The organism is Streptomyces sp. 142MFCol3.1 (assembly GCF_000424945.1).
GTDB classification, from domain to species: Bacteria; Actinomycetota; Actinomycetes; order Streptomycetales; family Streptomycetaceae; genus Streptomyces; species Streptomyces siamensis.
The window spans coordinates 144,695-165,551 of sequence record NZ_AUKV01000009.1; the positions used below are offsets into that span (position 1 = coordinate 144,695).

Here is a 20,857-nt window from a genome sequence, read left to right on the forward strand (position 1 = left end):
CGTGCCAAGGAGGGAGAGCGCATGACCGTCATCTCGTCGGTCCGGGACCGGGTGCGTCTGGGCAGGAGCATCGCCTCCCGCCTGGCCGCGTCGACGGACGCCGACGCCGCCTTCGTCGCCGGCAGTTCGGTGGTCGGACTGGGCAGCGCCACCAGCGACATCGACGTCTACCTGGTCGGATCGTCGGCGGGCGAGACACGCAGGCAGATGTTCGCCGACACCATCCGCATCGACGTACAGCATCTGCGCCTCGACACCCTGGAGTCACTCGTCGGCCGGGTCCTCGGCCCCGGACTGTGCTCGGACCATGCGGGACAGCCGCTGTCGGATCGCGAGATCGCGCTGGCCGTCCGGCTGCGCACCGGCGACGTCGTGACCGACAACGGCGTCCTGGTCACACTGCGCGAACGGCTCGACGAACATCCCCTGCGACTGGCCCGGCTGGTCATGAACAACTGGATGCTCGCCGCGTTCTTCGCGGCCGAGGACTGCCTCGGACTGGCCCGGTCGGACGACCCGAACGATCTGGACCCGGCCGCGCTGGCCGGACGGCGCGCCCTGGTCTGCGCCGGGAAGGCGCTGGCAGCAGCAGGCGGTGACCTCTACTTCGGCGAGAAATGGGTGTGGCGCCAGCTCGCCCGCAGCGGCCCCGACGGATTTCCCTTCGCGGACTTCCAACGCCTGCTGAGGGACGACCCCCTGGCCGTCGACCCCCAAGCCGGCCTGACCGCCCTCACATCGTTCGCCCAGACCTGTCTCATCGCCACGGCCACCCTCGGCTGGCAGGGCGCCGACGTCTCCCACTGGCCGGCCTGGCGGCCTGGGAGCGGTCCCCTGCACAGATCCCCGGCGTTCTTCCCACGCGCGTACGACGACATGGTGACGCTCGTCGAACCCGCCGGCCGGCACTTCCGGCTGCCACCCCGCTCGGCGCTGGTCTGGGGCCTCAGCCACGGGCTCTCCCCGCAGACTGCCACCGAGTACGCGCTGAACCTGTCGAAGGTGGCGCCCACGTTCGCCGCGCTGACCGAACGGCGGTGCAGGGGCATCACGACCGAGTTGCGGGAAGCGGGTCTGCTCACCGAGCAGGACGGGCAGCGGGGGGCGATGTGAAGTTCCGTCAGAAACGCAGCAGCATTCTCGACCTCGCTCTGGCGCTGCACCGCGAGCTGATCGGGCGCACCGGCTCGTGGGAACCCAACTTCCTTCCCAGACCGGTCACTCCGGAGACGGACCTGTTCCGTGACGGACTGCGGTCATGGGCGAAAGCCGTAGGATCCGGGCTCCCCGCCTTCCTGGCCGCCGCCCGCAGGCCGGAAGACCTCGTCGACCTGGTCGACGACGAACGCCTCCGCCACGGAACGACGCTCGTCACCACGGCGCTGACCGCGGCGGCGCCGACCCTCGCCGAGGCGCTCCCCGGGTTCGAGGACATCCGCAAGCAGGCGGCCGCGGAGATCAACGACTTCCTCACACCCGCGCGCTACCTGACCCCCCTGTGCGCGGCGCTGGGTACCGCCGAGACCGAACGGACCCTGGACCTCCACCTGGTGCCCCTCGCCCCCGCCCCGCCCGCCACGGGCTTCCTGATAGACGCGGGCAAGATCACAGGGCTCTACGTCGACTGCCGCCGTTTTCGCGGATCGACGCTCGCCGACGCCGTCCTGACCATGCTGGGCTGGGCACAGCTGAAGTCCGGCGCCATCCCCGAGAACCACCTGTCCACCGAACTGGTCCGTCGCCTTCCGGGCAGCGCTCCCTACCAGCGTCGCCTGCGGGTCGTCCTCACCAAGATCCTCGTGGAGATGACGGCCGGTCATCTGGTCCGCTCACGGGACGCCACGCACCGGCCCTGCGTCGACGTGCTCGGCACCAAGTGGCGCTACGCGCGGCTGCACGCGGTGGCCGAACGGCACTGGCCCCGCCACCTCGACGGCGACATCGACCGCGACGAAGCCCTGAACATGATGGCCGCGGACCTTTCCGCGCACAGCCCACGCTGGTTCGTCGACTCCGTCGACCCGTCCTCGACCGCCGCGGACTTCTACCTGCTGGAATGGCTGACCGCGGCGGGCGACCGCACGGCCGGAGCACGGCTCTTCCGCTGGCTGCCCGACCTGTGCGCCGAACTGGCCGGACACCTGGACAACGTGATCGGCAACGAACTCGGTCACTACGAACGAGCCCGGACCCAGCACTACCCGCAGGAACTGGCGGACTTCATCACGGAGATCAACCAGGGCGACAGCCGCGTCACATGGCAGCGGCTGCGCCGGGAGAGGGGCCACGGCCCGGCACTGCGACTCGCCACGGACGCGTTCGCCGGACCGGGCGTCGAGTTCGGCGGCGAGGCATGGGCGCCTGTGGCCGCCATGATGCGGCGCTACGTCCGGCACGAGCTGCCCGACCGGGTCTTCGTCGACCAGTGTTTCACCCTGGAGCACAACAACGGCTCGCTCTTCGACAAGTATCACGACACCACGACCATGCGCGCAGTGCTGGACGCCCAGGCAGCGACCGATCTCGACACGCTGCTGACCCACGCCTCCGCGGAGGTCAGGGAGTTGTGCCACGCGCACCGCCTCGCCTCCGCGGAGGGTCACCCGGCATGGCTCGGGTCGAGCCCGCCGGCCCCGGCCCGGATCCCGGCAGGCCCGCCGGGATGGAGCGCGGCCGGACTGCACACCAGCGCACCGGGCACGGTCGGATGCGGCGACCCCAGCGACCGGAACGCGTTCGACCCCCTGCACGACCCGATGGGCGACTCCCCGGTGCGGGTACGCCAGACACCCGCCCGGCGCCCCTTCTCCTCCTCCTTGAGGACCTATCGATCCCTGGCAGCGGTCCTGCACACCGAACTCGGCGACATCCATCTCGCCCTGCACCCCGACGAAACCCCCTACACGGCGGACAACTTCGTGGGCCTGGCGACCGGGAGCCGCACCTGGACCGACCCCTTGACCGGGACCACCGGCGAGGGCGGCTTCTACGACGGCACGGTCTTCCACCGCCGAGTGCCCGGGTTCGTCGCCCAAGGCGGCGACCGGCTGGGCACCGGACACGGCAGCGCCGGATACCGGATTCCCGACGAGATCCATCCGGACCGGGGGTTCGAGCAGCCCTTCCGACTCGCCATGGCGAATCTCGGCAGGGACAGCACCGGATCGCAGTTCTTCATCACCCTGGCGCCTGCACCCCATCTGAACGGGCAGTACACGATCTTCGGGGAGGTGGCGGACGACCGGTCGAAGGGCGTGGTCGAAGCCATCGCCTCGTCAGCCACCGCGGTCCGGCTCGAACGTGTGACGATCTCGGCGACATGAAACGGGATCCGACCGGAACAGGGGAGGTGGCCTGCCTTCGGGGACAGCCCCTCTCTCAGATGCTTTGGTCCGTCCGACGGATGGGCCTCCCGCGGATCGACCGTTCCGTGTGTCCGTACTACCGGCCCCGGCGGGCAGTGCGGAAGCGGCGCTGGTATGCGGCGGGACTGATGGACAACTCCCGTGCGAAGACGCGCCGGAGACTCTCGTAGCTCGGGAACCCGGCCAACGACGCCGCCTGCGTGGCGGTATGGCCTTGGTCGAGCAGGGCTTTGGCGATGTCGAACCGGATCGACTCGACGTAGCGGGCCGGCGTCGTGGACAACTCCTCTCGGAAGAGCCGCGTGAGATGGCGCGGACTGAGGTGGAGATGCCCGGCCAGTTCGCCGAGGGAGTGGTTGCCCGCAGGGTCGGCCTTCACGAGGTCGACGACGGTGCGCAGGGCGGGGGAGCGGGGAGGTGGGCCCTGCAAGGGCGCGGAGAACTGTGACTGGCCGCCCGCGCGTTGCAGGTAGACCACCAGGGCGCGGGCGACGTCCCGGCCCATGTCAGGGCCGTGGTCTTCCTCGACGAGAGCCAGTGCCAGGTCGATGCCGGCGGTGACGCCGGCCGAGGAGTAGGTGGTGCCGTCGCGCACGTAGATGGCATCGGGTTCCACGCGAATCCTCGGGTGCCGGGCGGCGAGTTCGCTCGTGATCTTCCAGTGGGTGGTCGCACGCTTGCCGTCCAGGAGGCCGGTGGCGGCGAGGACGAACGCTCCGGAGCAGACGGACGCGACGCGTCCGGAGCGGACCGCCAACTCCCGTGAGGCCTCGATCAGATCCCGCGTGACGGGAGTTCTGGGATAGACGACCCCGCCCGGCATCACGAACGTGTCAGGGTCCGGCTCGGAAGCGGGGCTGCCGTCGACCGCGACGCGCACGCCGATCGACGAGGCGACGTCGGTACCGGTCGTCGACAGCAGGATGATCCGGTAGTCGGCGCCCAGCCGGTTCGCCTCGCCGAACACCTCTGCCGGGCCGGCGACGTCCAGCAGGTTGACCCCGTCGTAGACGAGGATCGCGACCCGATGCGTTGTGGAGCTCACAGTCCCATTCCTCAGGTGTCTGGATTCGAGTGGTTCATGGCCACGCCGAGGCGGCGGAGAAGCTTCGCAGTCGGCATCGTAGAGAACAGGAGCACCGCTTACTCCTCACCAGCACATCGAAAGAGCGAACATCATGAACGACATCATCGCAGGAGTGAAAATACCCGAGACCGCAGCAGTGGCGGAGGCCACCGGTTTCCTTCGGGAAACGAACAGTCCTCTCATCTTCCACCACTCACGGCGTGTCTTCCTCTTCGGTTCTCTGCATGCGCGAGAACTCGACCTCGAGCCTGATCCGGAGCTGCTCTACATATCCGCGATGTTCCACGACACGGGGCTTTCGACCCCGTTCTCCGAGACGGAGCAGCGCTTCGAGCTCGACGGCGCCGACCACGCGCGCAAGTTCCTGCTCGACCGCGGGTTCTCGAAGAGCGCCGCCGAGGTCGTATGGACGGCGATCGCGCTGCACACCACGCCGGGGATTCCCGGCCGGATGGGCCCGGAGACGGCTGCCACGAACTACGGCGTGCTGACCGACGCGGTCGGCTGGGGGCTCGACGGGCTGCAGGGCGGCGAGGTGGACGAGATCATCGCCGCGCATCCGCGCGGAGAATTCAGGAAGGAATTCCTGCAGGCATTCATCGACGGGCTCAGGTATCGACCCGACACCACCTACGGGACCGTGAATTCGGACGTCCTGGAACACTTTGTTCCAGGTTTCCATCGCAAGACCATGGTCGAGCGTGTCATCGACGCACCCTGGCCGAATTGATTTCGCGGAGGCCAGAGGAAATCCGATGGCACCAGTGGCTTCCGGCCGCGATCGTCATAGCCTTTGGCCCTCGTCCACGCCGCCCGGCCGGGCGCGGACGTACTCGGTGGACGCTGCGGCCCGGCGACCGGCAGCCGCCAGGTTGGACACTGGGGAGGGAGCATGACGAAACGGTAAGAATCGCCTGGTGTGATCGACCCATGCACGCTTCGAAAAACCAGACAGAGGAACAGCCATGCAAGCCATTACCGCCCCGGGCCGCGACGCAGGCGTCAGCGGGCTGACCCTGACCGACCTGCCGTATCCCCATGCGGCCGAGAACGACGTCGTCGTGCGGGTGCACGCCGCCGGATTCACCCGCGGAGAGCTCGACTGGCCCGCGACGTGGACCGACCGCTCCGGCCACGACCGCACACCGAGCGTGCCCGGACACGAGGTCTCGGGAGTCGTGGCAGCGCTCGGATACGGGACCACCGGCCTCACCGTCGGCCAGCGGGTCTTCGGACTGACCGACTGGGCACGCAACGGCTCGCTGGCCGAGTACGTCGCCGTGGAGGCCCGCAACCTCGCCCCGCTCCCCGCGGACGTCGACCACACGGTGGCGGCCGCACTGCCGATCTCCGGGCTGACCGCCTGGCAGGGCCTTTTCGACCACGCGCGGATCCTGACCGGCCAGACCGTTCTGATCCATGGCGCCGCGGGTGCCGTCGGTTCGATCGCGGTGCAGCTCGCCCTGGAGGCGGGAACCCGCGTGATCGGCACCGGCCGGTCCGCCGACCGCGACACCGTCCTGGCTCAGGGTGCGCACACGTTCTTGGACCTCGAGGCCGACTGGGTGAAGGAGGCCGGTGAGGTCGACGTGGTCTTCGACGTCATCGGCGGCGACATCCTCGAGCGCTCGGCCGCGCTCGTACGTGCCGGCGGCACGCTGGTCACGATCGCCCAGCCGCCCACCGTCCAGCCCGAGGACGGGCGGGCGCTGTTCTTCGTCGTGGAACCCGACCGTGCGCGCCTCGCGGACCTGGCGCAGCGGGTCCGGGACGGACGACTCGATGTGCGGGTCGGCGCGGTCGTCCCGCTGAAGGAGGCTCTCGCCGCCTTCGCCCCGAAGCTGCGTGTCACCGGCAGGACGATCATCCGGGTCGCCGAGGACTGAGATGGCGTGCGGTATGTGTGGGTGGGGCAGGCGTGCTGGGATCATGCTCTGACCTGCTGGTTCCCGGACCGAAGGCGCCCCGGCCCCGCACACTTCCCCACGGTGAAAGGTGCTGCGGACCGGGTGAAGCGGCCTCGAAGGTCCCGACTCACGTCGGCTGGACTTCCGTCCGGCCCCGAGACGCGAGATCGTGGAAGTCCGGCCGTGGATCAGCGAGCAGATGCGGGCCGGTGCGCCTCTCACACGCTGCGCCCCGTCACATGCTCGTACGGCCCTCTGCGCGACAGGTGCCGTCACCGTCGCGCCTCGCCGAAGGAGGCCTGCGATGAATCCCCTGGAGTACCGCGACCACGGAAGCGTGACACCACCCCCGCGACTCCCCGGCCGCGCGAGAAACGCACGCAGACTGAGCACCGCTGCGGCCGTGGCGGCGATGCTCCTGGCGGGCTGTGCCACGGGCACCCCCAAGGCGGCCCCGCACTCCAGTGGTCCCGGCGTGTCTCTCGCCCCATCCGCCGCACCTTCTCACCCCGGTCCGACGTTCACTCCGGCCCTCACCCCCGCGGCCGGCGCGTGCACCAACAGCACGAAGCTGGCCGCATGGTCGAACAAACGGCTGGCCATGCTGACCATCGCGGTCCCGGTGTCGGAGACCTCGGTGTCCGACGCCACTGCCGAGGTGGGCGCGGGTGCGGGCGGTGTGCTGCTGTTCGGCAGCAAGGCGCCCTCCGACCTCGGCACCCGGCTGACCACGCTGAAGTCCCATGTACCCGGCCACCTGGGCCTGTTGGTGATGACCGACGAGGAGGGCGGCGGCATCCAGCGCATGTCGAACCTCGTCGGGTCCCTGCCTTGGCCCGCGTACATGGGCGCGCACTGGACCCCGGCTCAGATCCAGCAGAACGTCACGAAGGTCGCCACCAAGATGGCGGCCGCCCAGGTCAACATGGACCTCGCGCCGGTGGTCGACGTCGACGGCAGGAACGTGCCCCCCAGCAAGACGAATCCCGACGGGTGGCGGTCCTTCAGCGGGAACACCGCAGTGGTCTCCAAAGCCGGTGTCGCGTACATGAACGGGCTTCGCGCCGGAGGCGTGATACCCGTCGTCAAGCACTTCCCGGGCATCGGCGGCTCCACCTACAACTCCGACTTCGGCCCCGCCCGCACCCTTCCCTGGTCCACCCTGCAGAAGGTGGGCATTCCGCCGTTCACCGCGGCCATCAAGGCCGGAGCCCCGGCCATCATGGTCTCCAACAACATCGTGCCGGGCCTGGGCACCAACCCAGCGAGCCTGTCACCCACGGTCATCAGCTACGAGTTGCGCGGCAAGCTGGGATTCAAGGGGCTGGTCGTCACCGACTCGCTCAGCGCCAAGGCGATCTCCGCCGCCGGCTTCAGCGTCCCCGCCGCCGCCGTCCAGGCCCTGCGCTCCGGCGCCGACATGGTCCTGTTCGACCTGGGGAGCAACGTCAGCGCCCAGACGTCCTCCATCGCCACGGCGATCACCAGTGCGGTGGCCAACGGGCACCTCTCCCGCAGCCGCCTCATCGACGCCGCGGGGCACGTCCTGGCCGTCCGGCACGTGAATCTGTGTTCTTGAGCGCGAGCGGTGTGCAAGAGCTCCTGTCTCACCGGACGGCAGCGTATGAATCCTTCAGGAGGTCAGACAGCTCGCCCCGCGCCGCTGACACCGCATCAGTCACGCGGGGGCCCGGTCCGGTCGCCGGCCGTTTGCCGGGGAACAGGCGCCGACCTGTGTGCAACCGCCCCGGAAGTCGCTGAGGCTCGGGAGCCGGCGACCGGTCAAGCCACACCGACCCTTCGGAGCAGGTCATCATGAGCAGTCACATTCAGAAGGTCGCGGTCGTCACCGGTGCATCGCAAGGCATCGGAGCGGGCCTTGTCGTCGGCTATCGCGAACTCGGCTACGCCGTCGTCGCCACCTCGCGCACCATCGACGAATCGCAGGACGCGGACGTCCACACCGTCCAGGGCGACATCGCCGACCGCGCCACTGCCGAGCGCGTCATCGCCGCAGGCATCGAGAGGTTCGGCCGCATCGACACTCTGGTCAACAACGCCGGGATCTACATCGGGAACGCGTTCACCGACTACACCGAGGAACAGTACAACTCCATGGTCGCCGTGAACCTGACCGGTTTCTTCCGGATCAGCCAGCTCGCGATCCAACAGATGCTGGCCCGGGGCGGTGGTCACATCGTGCAAATCACCACCACCCTCGCCGAGTACGCCAACTCCAAGGTGCCCTCCGTTCTCGCCTCCATGACCAAGGGAGGCCTGCAGTCCGCCACGAAGGCCCTGGCCATCGAATACGCCACCCGCGGCATCCGTAGCAACGCCGTCGCTCTGGGAACCATCAAGACACCGATGACCGAGGGCTATTACGAGACGCTCGCCGCCCTGCATCCAGTCGGCCGCATGGGCGAGGTGAAGGACGTTGTCGACGCGGTGCTCTATCTCGAGAACGCTCCGTTCGTCACCGGTGAAATCCTCCACGTCGACGGTGGCCAGAGCGCCGGCCACTGATCCGCGGCCGTCGACTCCCGTCCGACCTGCGGGTCCGCTGACCGCCCGGACGGACACGGAACACCCTGCCCCTGTCCGCAAGTGGGCAGCGCGATGCGCGAGATCCGAGGGGCGGCGCGTTCGGCGCCGTTGTCAGGGTTTTGAGTGCCGGTCTGTTCCCAGGGCAGGCTTCGTCATGCGCCGCCGGGTGCGTGGCGACGGTCAGCAGTCATGGCATCGGCTCTGTGGCCACCGGTACGCCGGTCCACGTCGGCCGGCAGAGCGCCCTGGGTGCGTGCTTCGATCGCGTGCAGGACGGCCACCATGTCCTCGGCGCCGTGGCCGAGCGAGACGGTCTCCTGGAACAAGGAGTGGCAGACGTCGAGAAGCGGAGAGGAGAGGCCGTTCTTGCGAGCCGCCTCGGCGATCAGCCGGTTGTTCTTCAGGACGTCCAGCACCGCCGCCTGCACCGCGAAGTCGCGGGCCAGCAGCTTCGGCGTCTTCATCCGGGTGACCGCGCTGGCCATCGGACCCGCGCCCAGGACATCCAGGAACAGGTTCCGGTCCACGCCCTGGCGCTCGGCGAAGTGGAAGGCTTCTGTCAGAGCGGTGACCTGAGTGATCAGGAACAGGTTCACCGACAGCTTCATCAGCAGCGCGTTCGGCGCGGGGCCGCACACGAACGTCTCTCGGCACAAGGGCCCCAGCAACGGGCGTACTTGCCGCACGGCCTCCTCGTCGCCGGCCAGCATCGCCACCAACTCGCCGTGCTCCGCCGGGACTCGGGAACCTGAGACGGGTGCCTCGACGTAACGGGCACCCGCCGCGCGGACATCGGCCTCCAGGCCCTGCGAGTACTCCGGCGAGGTCGTGCCCATGTGGACGACCGTGCTGCCGGCGACGCGCGCGGTGAAGTGGGGAGTGCCGCGGCCCAGGACGGCGTCGATCGCGAGGTCGTCGGCCAGCATGACGATCACCACGTCGGCCCGCGCGAACACCTCCGCGGGGTCCGCCGCCACCACCGCGCCGGCCGCGCGCAGGGGCTCGGTGCGGGCGGAGGTGCGGTTCCACACCACCAGGCGAGTGCCCGCACGGGCCAGGCGAAGCGCCATGGGCTGCCCCATGACCCCGAGACCGATGAAGCCGACGTCCACGAGCGCACCACCTTGCCCACGCGCGGCGGCGAGGTCGCCGCGCCGACTATGACAGCCGTCATAGTATCGCCCGTCATGACGACTGTCATAGAGTGGATGCCTGGAGGGGAGGCAGGCGATGGCGATGAGCGAGCGAGGCCCGCGCGAACGGATGGTGTTCAGCGCCGCGCAGCTCATCCGGCGCGACGGAGTCGCAGCGACGGGCATGCGGGACGTCGCGGCCCATGCCGAGGCGCCCCGCGGCTCGCTCCAGCACTACTTCCCCGGCGGCAAGGAACAACTGGTCAACGAAGCCGTCGCCTGGGCCGGCCGCTACGCGAGCAAACGCATCGCGCTCTTCATGGCCGGCATGACCGAACCGACCCCGGCCGGTCTGTTCGCGGCGATGGTGCGGCAGTGGACCGACGAGTACGAGACGCTCGGTTTCGCCTCCGGCTGTCCCGTCGCCGCGGCCACGGTCGACTGCGCCGAGTCGACGGAGTCCACACGCCGGTCCGCGGCCGAGGCGTTCGCCGGTTGGGCCGCCCCGATCGCCCGGGCCCTCACGGACATGGACGTCCCGGCACAGCGCGCCGAGCCGCTCGCCACGCTCATGATCAGCGCCCTGGAGGGAGCGATCCTGATGGCCCGCGCGGAGCAGGACGTGCGCCCACTGACGACCGTGGCGCGAGAACTCGGCCCCATGCTCGACCAAGCGGTACGGGGCGGTGAGCCGAAACGCGGAGATATTCGGGACGGAGCATAGGACCGGCTGTCCGGACCGCAACGGACGAGAAGGAGCTACGCCCCAGGCCGCCGGAAAAGGGGCGTGGCCTCGCCCGGAAGGCCGAACCCGTCCTCGGGACGGCTGCGCCTGTTCGGGCGAACTACGACGGTAAACGCTCATAGGGCCCGAACAGCCATGGTTTCTTCGAAGAAATCGGCTCAGAGAAGGGACCAGGAAGTGTATTTGAGGCGTACCGCGACGGCCTTGTGTGCAGCCGCGCTCACCCTGCTGACAATTCCGGCCGACGCTCACGCCGCGGCAGTCGCCTGCGGCGGTGGTACGTCGACCGGTCGCGTCGCCGTCAACGGTTGTATCAGCGCCCAGCGGGGAACCGTCGGCGCATTTCCCTCGCGCGAGATGACGGCGTACATCAAGCTGCGAAACGCCGGCACAAGAGCACTGAACGTCTCCTACGAGGCATTCGCCCGCCCTGATGGCGGCTCCTGGGCCAAAGTGGGCACCGGTCGCGCCTACGTCAAGGCAGGCCAGGAGATCGGCCCTGTCGAGGTGGGGAGCACGACCCGGGTGTGCGCTCCCGTGAGAGTCGAGATCCGGGTCCATGCCCGCGCCGACGGCGCCGCCTGGAGCAACTGGTCCACCGCAGCGACAAAGCAGTGCCAGACCTGACGACCGCTGCTTCGTCTGTGGCCCCGGCCGGTATTCCGGCCGGGGCCACACGCGTAACCGGGCACAGGATCGCGGTTCATGTGCGCGTGCTCTTGAAGCCCACATGGGGGCGGTGGGGACCGACGACGCGCCCCCGGGCCTCCGCCGCCGACCGGGTGGCAACGGGCAGGCGGTTGGGCCACGCCGGTGACGTTCCGCAGGACGGGGCGTGCGGGGCGAGGCATCGTGCAGGGAGAGGCGTCCAGGGGCGGGTGACCGTCCTGGCTCGGGCTGAACGGCCTTTGCGCAGCCCGGTGTACGAACGCCGCCGCGCGGCGCCGAGCGCCGTATTCCGCTTGTTCCGTCTGTGAGGGAGGCCGTGCGTGCGAGCCGTCACTTCCCGTGCTCCAGCAGCCAGATACGCCGCTCGGGCGACGTCGTACACGGCGGCGATGGCCGCCCTGCTGGTGCCGATACTCGGTGACTTCGCGCCCGGCAGTCCGCGGACGCCGTCCGTCACGTCGATGCAGCAGGCGTTCACGGATTCGGCCGCCGAGTACCGGGTCCCGAAGAGCGTGCTGCTCGGTGTGTCCTACGTGCAGTCCCGGTGGGACACACACGCCGGCGTCCCGAGCGTCAGTGGCGGGTACGGGCCGATGCACCTCACCGACGCGCGTACCGCTCTGGCCCAGACGCACCAGAACAGCGCACCCCACGCCCAGGCAGGTTCGTCCGCCGCGATATCCGGCGCACCTGTGCCGCAAGGGCCCCCGCCCGAGCAGATGACCACGCTGGAACAGGCAGCGAGGCTCGTGGGCATATCGTCGCGCAGGCTCCGTACGGATGCCGCCGAGAACGTGCGCGGAGGCGCCGCGTTGCTGGCGGACACCCAGCGGCAGCTCGGCAGACCGCTCAGCACCGACCCGGGCGACTGGTGGGGCGCCGTGGCGCGCTTCACCGGCACGACGAACAGCGTTGCGGCAGCCGAATTCGCCGACGACGTCTTCGCGGTGATCCGTAAAGGTGCCCGACGCACCACGGACACCGGGCAGCAGGTCACACTCGCGGCCAGCCCCGCCGCCCGGCCGAACGCCTCGCAGGTCCGGGCCGTCCGCCCGGCGAAGGCACCTCACACCGACGTCGAATGCCCGGCGACACTCGCCTGCGACTGGATTCCCTCACCCCACGTGGAGTTCGGTGACGACCGGTACGGGAATCACGACCCCGCCGACCGTCCCAAGGACGAGAAGATCGACTACATCGTCATCCACGACACGGAGGACACCAGCCCGGTCATGATCAAAACGGTGCAGGACCCCAGCGAGGCGTCCTGGCACTACACGATCCGCTCCAGCGACGGCAGCGTGATCCAGCACGTCAAGACCAAGGACGTCGCCTGGCAGGCCGGAAACCAGTTCATCAACGCCAGATCCATCGGCGTCGAGCACGAGGGATTCCTCACCCATCCGGACTCCTGGTACACGGAACAGATGTACCGCTCGTCGGCCCGCCTGGTGTCCTACCTCGCCAAGAAGTACGGCATTCCACTGGACCGCCAGCACATCCTCGGTCACGACAACGTGCCCGGACCGACCGCTTCGACGATCCCGGGCATGCACGAGGACCCGGGCCCGTACTGGGACTGGCGGCATTACTTCGATCTTCTCGGCGCGCCACTGCGCGCCACCGCCGGCCCGAACAGCGAACTGGTCACCGTCCTGCCCGACTTCGCCTCGAACAAGCCGGTGTTCACGAACTGCGCCGGAGACGACGAACCCTGCCCGGCGCACGGGTCCAGCGCGGTACGGCTGTACTCCGAGCCGAGCGAGAACGCGCCGCTGGTCCACGACGAAGGGAAGCATCCCGGGGGAGGGGACTCCACCCTCCGTGTCGCCGACATGGGAGCACGGATCTCCACCGGGCAGACGTACGCCGTCGCCGAGCGCAGAAGGGAGTGGACAGCCATCTGGTACTTGGGCCAAAAGGCATGGTTCAAGAACCCGCCCGCACACCCGACGGCGGTCGGCGCCGCCGGACGGATGGTGACTCCGAAGCCCGGCCTGGAGGACATTCCCGTCTACGGTCGCGCCCTCCCGGAAGAAGACGCCTACCCGGCGGACGTGCCCGTGCAGTCCGTCTCCCCCCTGCCGTACGCACTGTCGGCGGGCCAGCGCTACGCCACCCAGGGCAGCACGACCGGCTCGTACGTCGACAGCGGCTCGGGCTTCAACGAGCAACCACATCGGGTGGTCGTGGGCAACGACGTGTACTACGAGATCCAGTTCGGCTACCGGATCGCCTACGTCCGTGCGGACGATGTGGACGTGGTGCGCGCGGACGGCTGATGGCCGGTCGGATCGCGTGACCGCTCTGCACCGCGTGACGTCGGCTGGGAGGGGGGGACCCGGGAGTGGTGGTGGCCCATGGCGGACCACCACCACTCCCGGTCCCCCCTCGCTGCGTGTCAGATCGCCGCCGGCTCCCACTGCTCCGGGGTCAGAACCAGTGCAGGCAGTGGGGCGGGCGGTCGGCACGGAAGAGCGCGTCGGCGCGGGAAGCCGCGCCCGGGCGGTGGGCCTGGACGTGTCCGGCACGCACGAGCGTGCTCGGGGTGGTGCCGCCGAGGTAGATCGAGCCCAGATCGCTCACGTCCAGAGAGAGGTCGGGCTCCCGGCCCGTCGGGACGCAGTCCGCCTTGCCGTCCCGGACGGTCAGCAGGTACCGGACGCGCTCGCCGAGGAACGGGTCGTCGACGTCGAGGACGAGCTCGCCGTCCGTGAACCATCCGCGTGCGGTCAGGGCACGCGGGACGTCCAGCAGCCGCACCCAGAGCCAGTCGGTGTCGTTGCTCACCTGGCCTGCACGGAAGTCCGCCAGCTGCCAGCGCAGCGGGTGCTCGGATGGGACGTGCTTGAACACGACCTGGGCGACCAGGTCGTGTCCGAGGACGAACCGGGCCAGGGCCGTGGAAGCGGCGTCGTCGACGGCGATGGTCTCGTCGACCGTCAGGGTGTCGGGCTCGCCGATGGAGTAGCTGGCGTACCCGTCCGGGACGCCGTCGGCGTCCCGGTGGACAGCGACGTAGCGCGGCGCCGGAGAGACCGGGGGCTGCCCCGCACCCGAGGTCCACCAGCGGTGCGGCCGGGACAGCGCGCCGGGCTGTGCGCGACGGTACCGGTCGTAGATCTCTTCCAGGATCTCGCCGCACTCGGCACGCCGCAGCAGATCGACCGAGCCGGTCGCTGGGGCGTCGGCCGATCCGCGCGCCCGGGGGAGGGCGAGGGCGCCCTGATGGCGCGGCACCGTCAACCGCCCCGTGTAGGTCGCCGGTCCATAGCCGAACCTGCGGTAGATCAGGGCCTCGGAAGCCAGCAGTACAGAGAGGAACTCGCCTCGGACCCGCAGCTCGGTGAGCTGATGTCGCATCATCGCGCTGAGCACGCCCTGGCGTCGATGCGAGGGCAGGACGCCGACGGCGGTCACCCCGGCGGCCGGGACGAGGATCTCACCGGGGAGGGTGAGCTCGAAGGAGTATGCGCCGGCGGTGCCGACGGGCCGCCCGTCCGCCGTGACGGCGAACAGGTTCCGGTCCATCTCCAGCGCCGACCACCACACCCCGCCACCCTCGGTCGGGGTTTCCGGGAAGCGCCCGAACGCAGCGTGGAGTGTGTCGACGAAGACGTCGCGGTCCTGGTCGGTCGTAGGACGTATCTCCATCGCTGCTGCTGCCTCCCCGGGATACCAGCACCATGACTCGTGGTGTCTCGCCACTCTGCAGCGTCGACCGGTGGCACGGTCAAGCGAATTTCGGTCGAGTCGGCACGGCTGGACACAACGCAGCCCGGTCCCGGACGACTTGGCCCCCGAGGGCGTGTGCATTCGCCGTGCTCGGCAGATCGGTAGAGGTGATCCCCTGAGAGGCCGTCAAGTTCGCTTCCAGTAGTGGCCTGGTCCGGGTCGGGTGAGGAAGCCTTGGCGTCAGAGGTGGCTGCGGGTGACGTTCGTGTCCGGGTCGTCGCATACACGGTCTGCTGGCAAGGGATGCCTTGGTCGTGAGGGCCGGACCGGGATCGGATATTCGGTTTTCTGCCCGCCCCGTGAGGACACAAGATGGTCCGCATGACTTTGGCCACCCCCGTGCTGCACACCGCTCGCCTGCGGCTGCGCGCCTTCACCGACGCCGACGCGGACCCCCTCTTCGCGCTGCACAGCAGCACCTACGTGATGCGCTACTGGGACTCCCCGCCGTGGAACGAACGGGCTCGCGCCGAGCGCTTCATCGCGATGTGCCGGCAGATGGCGGACGAAGGCACCGGGGCGCGGGTGGCCATCGACCGTGCTAGTGACGGGGCCTTCGTCGGCTGGTGCGGTCTGACCGGATGGAACCCGGACTACCGCAGCGCGTCGTTGGGCTATGTCCTCGACGAGGCGATGTGGGGCCACGGCTATGCGACGGAGGCCGCACACGCCTTGCTGCAGTGGGCATTCGACACACTGGACCTGAATCGAGTTCAGGCCGAGACCGACACGCGCAACGTGGCATCTGCCCGGGTTCTGGAGAAGATCGGATTCGTGCGTGAAGGGACACTGCGGGAAGACTGCGTGGTGAACGGCGAGGTGTCCGACTCGTGGGTGTTCGGGTTGATCAGGCGGGAGTGGCGGCCGTCCCAGCCTGCGAAGTGCGACGGCAAGTCCGTTTTTGGGAGAGACCGCGTCCGGGTGGAGCCGGGAAGCCTTGACGGGTGAGGCGTCCGAGGCGGCTGCGGGCGACGTTCACGGCCGGGTCGTCGGTGCGCATGCCGAGGAGTTCGTGCAGATCACGAACCCGGAACACCTGATCGGGGTGGTGTCGAAGACGTTCACGATGACCTGGTAGGCGGTGGTCAACTCGGGCGGCTCGGGTTCGGTCCCTGTCGGGGCGAGTTCCGCGACGACCTTGCGGGTCGTGCGGTCTCGGACAGGTCAGCGTTCAGGTGGTCGATCTGGTCGCGCAGTTCGCCGGCCCGGGTGGCGGCCTCGGCCTGCCGCGTTCTCGGAGTCCACGTCCGAGATTCCCGACGAGGGGCGACCTGGACTCACACCTCGTCGTCATGGACGGACCCGCACCTGGGCATCCGACGATCTGCCAGCAGTGACGACCGCCGCCGCAACAGATCCGACATGGCCGCAACTTCAAGCCGCCATCAACAAGGCGCGCGACCAAAGCGAGGAGTCGGTCGAGCATGAATGCTGACGGAGTCGTCTGACGGCGTCGTAGGGACAAAGGATGCTGGTGGCGTGGCCCTGGCGCTGACCGGGTCAGTCGAGGCCAGCATCGAGGCGACGCGCGAGCTCGGCCAGGTCGGCCACCCGCAGCACCCGTCCGCCGAACCCCGGCAGGGGGACATGCAAGGACTCGGTCCAGCGGGCAGGGATCGCTTCCCATCCGTAGTAGGCGCCCGCGAGACCTCCAGTGACCGCGGCGACGGTGTCGGTGTCACCGCCGATGTCGATCGCCGCCCGAAGGGCATCCTCGAAGCCGGTCGTACTGCGCAGAGCCCAGACCGCCGACCCCAGACAGGGCCAGACCGCGCCGTTGAACTCGGTCGCCTGGTCGGGATGCCAGTCAGTGGCAAGAACCGTGGCGTATCGCTGGCGGTGGCCGGCATCGACGAGGTCCAGAACGTCAGGAAGGGCGCGGAGGGGATCGACGCCGGTCAGGCTGAGGCGAATGAGTTCGTGGAATATGGCGGAGCCTTCCCAGGCCGCGCGATCGCCGTGGGTGAGTGCGGCGATGCGCCGCGCGGCATCCATCGTGGCCGACTGGCCGGCCCGTGCGAAGTAGACCGCGGATGTCGATGCCCTCATCAACGAGCCGTTGCCGGCTGCCCGTCGGTTGACTTGGAAGTGAAGTGCGGCGGCGAGGTCCCAGGGCATGCCGTTGGTCAGTACGTCCTCGGTCTGCAGGCCGATGTCCTTGGGTTCGCCTGCCGCCCACTGCTGGAAGCGAGCGAACATGTCCGGCAGGTCGGGCCCGCCCCGCTGCAGTAGCGACTCGGCGACAAGGACGGCCATCTGCGTGTCGTCCGTGGCCTCGCCCGGCTCCCAACCGCCGCCTCCGCACATCTCGCCACCGCGCCCTGGCGCTGGGAACCGGGCAGCGAACGCACCCGGCGGGCCGAACTCGAAGGGAGCTCCGAGAGCGTCGCCCACAGCTGACCCGACGACCGTCGCAACGGCTCTCTCCATACGTTCCATCGGCGCAGGCTATCCGCCTGACACGACGGTGCACCCGCCATTTCAGGGTCCGTGGTCGAGGCCTGTGCCGCCCCCGGCCTCGATGACCAGGACAGGGAGCCGTCGCTGAACGGCCGGCGCCGTTGTGCGTCCCGGCGCCTTTGCGCGCGAGGAGAGTACAGGGCAGACGACCCCGACCTGTTCGAGCAGATCGATCGTTCAGTCGGGGTGTGGCCGCGAACGCTGGTGCAACTGCGCTGCCTTGGTCGTGAGGTAGCGCTGCTCGGGGGCGTTGGTGGTGAGGGCTGCGGCCAGGCGGTACTGATCCACTGCCGACGTCGACTCTCCCGCCATCTCCAGCAGGTGTGCTCGTACCGCGTGCACCCGATGATGGCCGGTGAGTGGGCCGCGGTCGTCGGTGGTGAGTCGGTCGAGCAGTGCCAAGCCGGCCCTCGGGCCGTCGACCATGGCCAGGGCGACCGCGCGATTGAGAGTGACGAGCGGGCTCCCTGTCATGTGTTCGAGCAACTCGTACAGTCCGTGGATCTGCGGCCAGTCAGTGTCCTGAGCCCGAACAGCGTGGTTGTGGACGGCTGCGACGGCGGCCTGCAACCGGTACTCGCCGGGCCGTCCCTGGTCGCCGAACGTGCCGATGAGCAGCGCGGACCCCTCCTGGATCAGCCGGCGGTCCCAACGCGAGCGGTCCTGTTCGGCCAAGGGGATCAGCTCGCCGTGCGGGCCGGTGCGTGCCGGTCGGCGCGCCTCGGTCAGAAGCATCAGGGCCAGCAGCCCGGCCACCTCACCCTCGGCCGGCAGGATCCGGTGCGCCTGCCGGGTCAACCGGATGGCCTCACCGGACAGGTCCGTTCGGTGCAGCGTCGGGCCCTTGGACGTGGTGTAGCCCTCGTTGAACAGCAGATACAGCACGTGCAGTACGGAGCGGAGCCGGCCAGGCCAGTCCGGCGTACCCGGCGCGGGCACCTCGAAATGCACCGATGACGCCTTCAGGCGTTGCTTGGCCCGGCTGATGCGCTGTGCCATCGTCGCCTCGGGCACCAGGTAGGCGGCTGCGATCTGGGCGGTCGTCAGGCCGCCGACGGCCCGCAGTGTCAGAGCCGTCGCCGAGGCAGGCGTGAGCGCCGGATGGCAGCACATGAACAACAGCGCGAGGCTGTCGTCGGCGGCCGGGGCCTCGGACTGGGCCGGCTCCCTTGCCACACGTTCCTCGCGCCGTCGTCGCGCTGTGTCGCTGCGCATCTGGTCGGTGTAGCGGCGCGCGGCGGTCTGCAACAGCCAGCCGCGCGGATTCTCCGGCACCCCGCGGGCAGGCCAGTGCCCGGCGGCTGCGATCAGGGCTTCCTGGACCGCGTCCTCACATGCGTCGAAGTCGCCCAGCCGTCGCGCGAGCAGGCCGAGGACCTGCGGCGCCAGCGCGCGCAGCAGGTCCTCGACATCCAGGCGGTCGGTCACAGGTCGAAGGCGGTGTCGTTCATCACCTGGCGTACCTCGACCGGCTGTCGGGTCGGAACCCCGCCGGGGCCGGGCACGGCCGAGATCCTGGCGGCGATCTCCACGGCGCGGGCCTCGGAGGCCACGTCGATGACATTGAACCCGGCCAGAACCTCCTTGGACTCCGGGAACGGGCCGTCGGTCACCACCGGGGCCGCAGCCCCGTCCGAGCGCACGATCCTGGCGAGACGCGGGTCGGCCAGCCCGGTGAACTGCACCATCTCACCGCTCGCGACGAGCTCCTTGGTCAACGCCTCGTAGTAGTCGAAGTGGGCCGTGATGTCGTCGGGAGCCCATTCGTCCATGGGCTCCTCGAACACTCCGCCCTCGTGATTGACCAACAACAGGAACTTCGGCACGTGAACTCCTTGATCTTCGGCGCGCCCAGTGTGGCGCACTCGCCCCATGAACGGAGCCGCCAAGAGATTCTCTACATCGCGTGGAAGGGAAATGAGGCAAGTTCACCATGTGATGGGGGGCGAAGAGCAGGCCCGGTCGCCGGGCGCATCCTGAGGTCTGCGCAGGGTGTCACTGTGCCCCATCGGGACGCTCATCCAGGCGCCGAGGGCCGTGGGCTCTGGAGACCCTCGACGACCCAGCCCACGGCAGTTTGAGAGCCCGGTCCTGGCGATGAGACCCTCGATGAAGTGGAGGCGGTACCGCCTCCACTTCATCTGTGTGGTCGATTTCATCTGTGTGGTCGAGGCGGTGACCGGGGTCGGTATGGAGAGGCAGCAGCGTGATCGGCTGCCGTCCGGGCCAGTGTGGTCGCACCGCCGCCCCCTCTCCATGCCTGTGATGCCATGGCTGCGCAATCACTTCACCACTGATCCGCAGACGCCGGTGCGCTGCAGCGTCTTCGATTCACCGGCTCCAGCCTGTGCTCTTGAGGGACGGTTCAAGCACGAGGTCATCGGCCGTCTGGCGTCGGGCGTACCGCCGCGCATGCCCGCCGCCGCGGTGGGTACGTCCGCTCCTGTGCATGGCCTCGTATTGAATGGCCGACGAGTGAGGGGTGTCGGAAGTGATTCGTAAGCTGCAGGCGGTCGCGCTGGACTGCGCCGATCCAGTACGGCTCGCGGAGTTCTACGCGAGTCTGCTGGGCGGCCGGGTGGTTGCGGACCCCAAGGATCCCGACTGGGTCGAGGTGCACGGGTTCGAGGGGACCCCGTTGGCCTGCCAGCGGGTGGACGGATACCGGCCGCCCGAATGGCCCGGCCAGCAGCGCCCGCAGCAGCTCCATCTGGACTTCGATGTGGACGACCTCGACGGGGAGGAAGAACGGGCCCTCGCCCTCGGAGCGACCGTGCTGGAGCGGACGGATCAGCTCCGCCCGGATGCGAACTGGCGGGTCTACGCGGATCCGGCCGGTCATCCGTTCTGCCTGTGCCTCCACTGAGTACGCCGGGCTGATCGCGGTCGCTGAGGCGCGGGAGTGGGGCGCGGTGTCAGGGCTTCACCCTACGCAGAGTCTATGTGCTGCGGGAGTCGGGGTCACCGAAGAGGAAGTAGATCTCAAGTGCCTTGCTGTCACTGCGTCGCAGCTCGAATGTCCAGGTGTAGGTCCGGGATATTTCTTCGCGGCTCGGTAGCGGCTCAGTGGCCTGCCCGGCTCCGGTTTGCGAGGTGCGACCGCGGTGCGTGAGGTGAGCGACAGTTGGACGTGCCGGCCGTCGTTCCAGCCGGTCCGCTCGTCGGTCGGTCTCCATGGCCCCGTGCCCGGCAGCCGCCACCTGTCGTCG

18 protein-coding genes are annotated in these 20,857 nt (G+C 69.2%); 12 read left to right on the forward strand and 6 right to left on the reverse strand.

Annotated features, from left to right (window positions below; all coding sequences use genetic code 11):
• Nucleotides 1–21: 21 nt before the first annotated feature.
• Nucleotides 22–1,113, forward strand: coding sequence for a hypothetical protein (locus H305_RS0115005; RefSeq protein WP_028801103.1), 1,092 nt, complete (start codon nucleotides 22–24; stop codon nucleotides 1,111–1,113).
• Nucleotides 1,110–3,323: a peptidylprolyl isomerase gene (locus H305_RS56040; protein ID WP_324608099.1), complete on the forward strand. Its 2,214-nt coding sequence runs from the start codon at nucleotides 1,110–1,112 to the stop codon at nucleotides 3,321–3,323. The genes H305_RS0115005 and H305_RS56040 overlap by 4 nt, the downstream gene beginning before the upstream one ends.
• A gap of 118 nt (nucleotides 3,324–3,441) precedes the next feature.
• On the opposite strand, the gene H305_RS0115015 is transcribed toward H305_RS56040, so the two are convergent.
• On the reverse strand, nucleotides 3,442–4,410 hold the full coding sequence (locus H305_RS0115015) for a GlxA family transcriptional regulator (RefSeq protein ID WP_028801105.1): 969 nt from the start codon (nucleotides 4,408–4,410) through the stop codon (nucleotides 3,442–3,444).
• A gap of 133 nt (nucleotides 4,411–4,543) precedes the next feature.
• Here H305_RS0115015 and H305_RS0115020 point away from each other — a divergent pair, with 133 nt between their 5' ends.
• From H305_RS0115020 to H305_RS0115035, 4 genes are all read left to right on the forward strand, one after another.
• Nucleotides 4,544–5,182: an HD domain-containing protein gene (locus H305_RS0115020; protein WP_028801106.1), complete on the forward strand. Its 639-nt coding sequence runs from the start codon at nucleotides 4,544–4,546 to the stop codon at nucleotides 5,180–5,182.
• 235 nt (nucleotides 5,183–5,417) lie between these two features.
• On the forward strand, nucleotides 5,418–6,338 hold the full coding sequence (locus H305_RS0115025) for an NADP-dependent oxidoreductase (RefSeq protein WP_028801107.1): 921 nt from the start codon (nucleotides 5,418–5,420) through the stop codon (nucleotides 6,336–6,338).
• Nucleotides 6,339–6,663: 325 nt separating this feature from the next.
• Nucleotides 6,664–7,938 (forward strand): glycoside hydrolase family 3 N-terminal domain-containing protein, encoded by a 1,275-nt coding sequence (locus tag H305_RS0115030; protein ID WP_028801108.1) that lies wholly within the window; start codon nucleotides 6,664–6,666, stop codon nucleotides 7,936–7,938.
• A 236-nt stretch (nucleotides 7,939–8,174) separates the two neighbouring features.
• Nucleotides 8,175–8,885, forward strand: a complete 711-nt coding sequence (locus H305_RS0115035) for an SDR family NAD(P)-dependent oxidoreductase (protein ID WP_028801109.1) — start codon at nucleotides 8,175–8,177, stop codon at nucleotides 8,883–8,885.
• 173 nt (nucleotides 8,886–9,058) lie between these two features.
• On the opposite strand, the gene H305_RS45955 is transcribed toward H305_RS0115035, so the two are convergent.
• Nucleotides 9,059–10,018, reverse strand: a complete 960-nt coding sequence (locus H305_RS45955) for an NAD(P)-dependent oxidoreductase (RefSeq protein WP_051370597.1) — start codon at nucleotides 10,016–10,018, stop codon at nucleotides 9,059–9,061.
• A 118-nt stretch (nucleotides 10,019–10,136) separates the two neighbouring features.
• Between H305_RS45955 and H305_RS45960 the strand changes: the two genes are divergently transcribed.
• From H305_RS45960 to H305_RS0115055, 3 genes are all read left to right on the forward strand, one after another.
• Nucleotides 10,137–10,763: a TetR/AcrR family transcriptional regulator gene (locus H305_RS45960; protein ID WP_051370598.1), complete on the forward strand. Its 627-nt coding sequence runs from the start codon at nucleotides 10,137–10,139 to the stop codon at nucleotides 10,761–10,763.
• Nucleotides 10,764–10,961: 198 nt separating this feature from the next.
• A complete protein-coding gene (locus H305_RS0115050) occupies nucleotides 10,962–11,411 on the forward strand; it encodes a hypothetical protein (RefSeq protein WP_234020848.1) in 450 nt (149 codons plus the stop codon).
• Nucleotides 11,412–11,842: 431 nt separating this feature from the next.
• Nucleotides 11,843–13,735: an N-acetylmuramoyl-L-alanine amidase gene (locus H305_RS0115055; protein WP_037763958.1), complete on the forward strand. Its 1,893-nt coding sequence runs from the start codon at nucleotides 11,843–11,845 to the stop codon at nucleotides 13,733–13,735.
• Nucleotides 13,736–13,886: 151 nt separating this feature from the next.
• On the opposite strand, the gene H305_RS0115060 is transcribed toward H305_RS0115055, so the two are convergent.
• A complete protein-coding gene (locus tag H305_RS0115060) occupies nucleotides 13,887–15,107 on the reverse strand; it encodes a GNAT family N-acetyltransferase (protein WP_028801112.1) in 1,221 nt (406 codons plus the stop codon).
• Between the two features lie 402 nt (nucleotides 15,108–15,509).
• Here H305_RS0115060 and H305_RS45965 point away from each other — a divergent pair, with 402 nt between their 5' ends.
• Nucleotides 15,510–16,136, forward strand: a complete 627-nt coding sequence (locus tag H305_RS45965; protein WP_078629069.1) for a GNAT family N-acetyltransferase — start codon at nucleotides 15,510–15,512, stop codon at nucleotides 16,134–16,136.
• The gene (locus tag H305_RS53405) at nucleotides 16,126–16,266 is read left to right on the forward strand and encodes a hypothetical protein (protein ID WP_158690533.1); all 141 of its coding nucleotides are present in this window, start codon (nucleotides 16,126–16,128) and stop codon (nucleotides 16,264–16,266) included. Before H305_RS45965 ends, H305_RS53405 begins: the two co-directional genes overlap by 11 nt.
• A gap of 422 nt (nucleotides 16,267–16,688) precedes the next feature.
• On the opposite strand, the gene H305_RS0115075 is transcribed toward H305_RS53405, so the two are convergent.
• From H305_RS0115075 to H305_RS0115085, 3 genes are all read right to left on the reverse strand, one after another.
• A complete protein-coding gene (locus H305_RS0115075) occupies nucleotides 16,689–17,627 on the reverse strand; it encodes an ADP-ribosylglycohydrolase family protein (protein WP_028801113.1) in 939 nt (312 codons plus the stop codon).
• Between the two features lie 198 nt (nucleotides 17,628–17,825).
• Nucleotides 17,826–19,076, reverse strand: a complete 1,251-nt coding sequence (locus H305_RS0115080; protein WP_028801114.1) for an RNA polymerase sigma factor — start codon at nucleotides 19,074–19,076, stop codon at nucleotides 17,826–17,828.
• Nucleotides 19,073–19,474 carry a YciI family protein gene (locus H305_RS0115085; protein ID WP_028801115.1) on the reverse strand — a complete coding sequence of 134 codons (402 nt, stop codon included), beginning with the start codon at nucleotides 19,472–19,474 and terminating at the stop codon, nucleotides 19,073–19,075. The genes H305_RS0115080 and H305_RS0115085 overlap by 4 nt, the downstream gene beginning before the upstream one ends.
• A gap of 665 nt (nucleotides 19,475–20,139) precedes the next feature.
• Between H305_RS0115085 and H305_RS0115090 the strand changes: the two genes are divergently transcribed.
• Entirely contained in the window at nucleotides 20,140–20,514 is a 375-nt protein-coding gene (locus H305_RS0115090) for a VOC family protein (RefSeq protein WP_028801116.1), read from the forward strand.
• Nucleotides 20,515–20,857 lie beyond the last annotated feature (343 nt).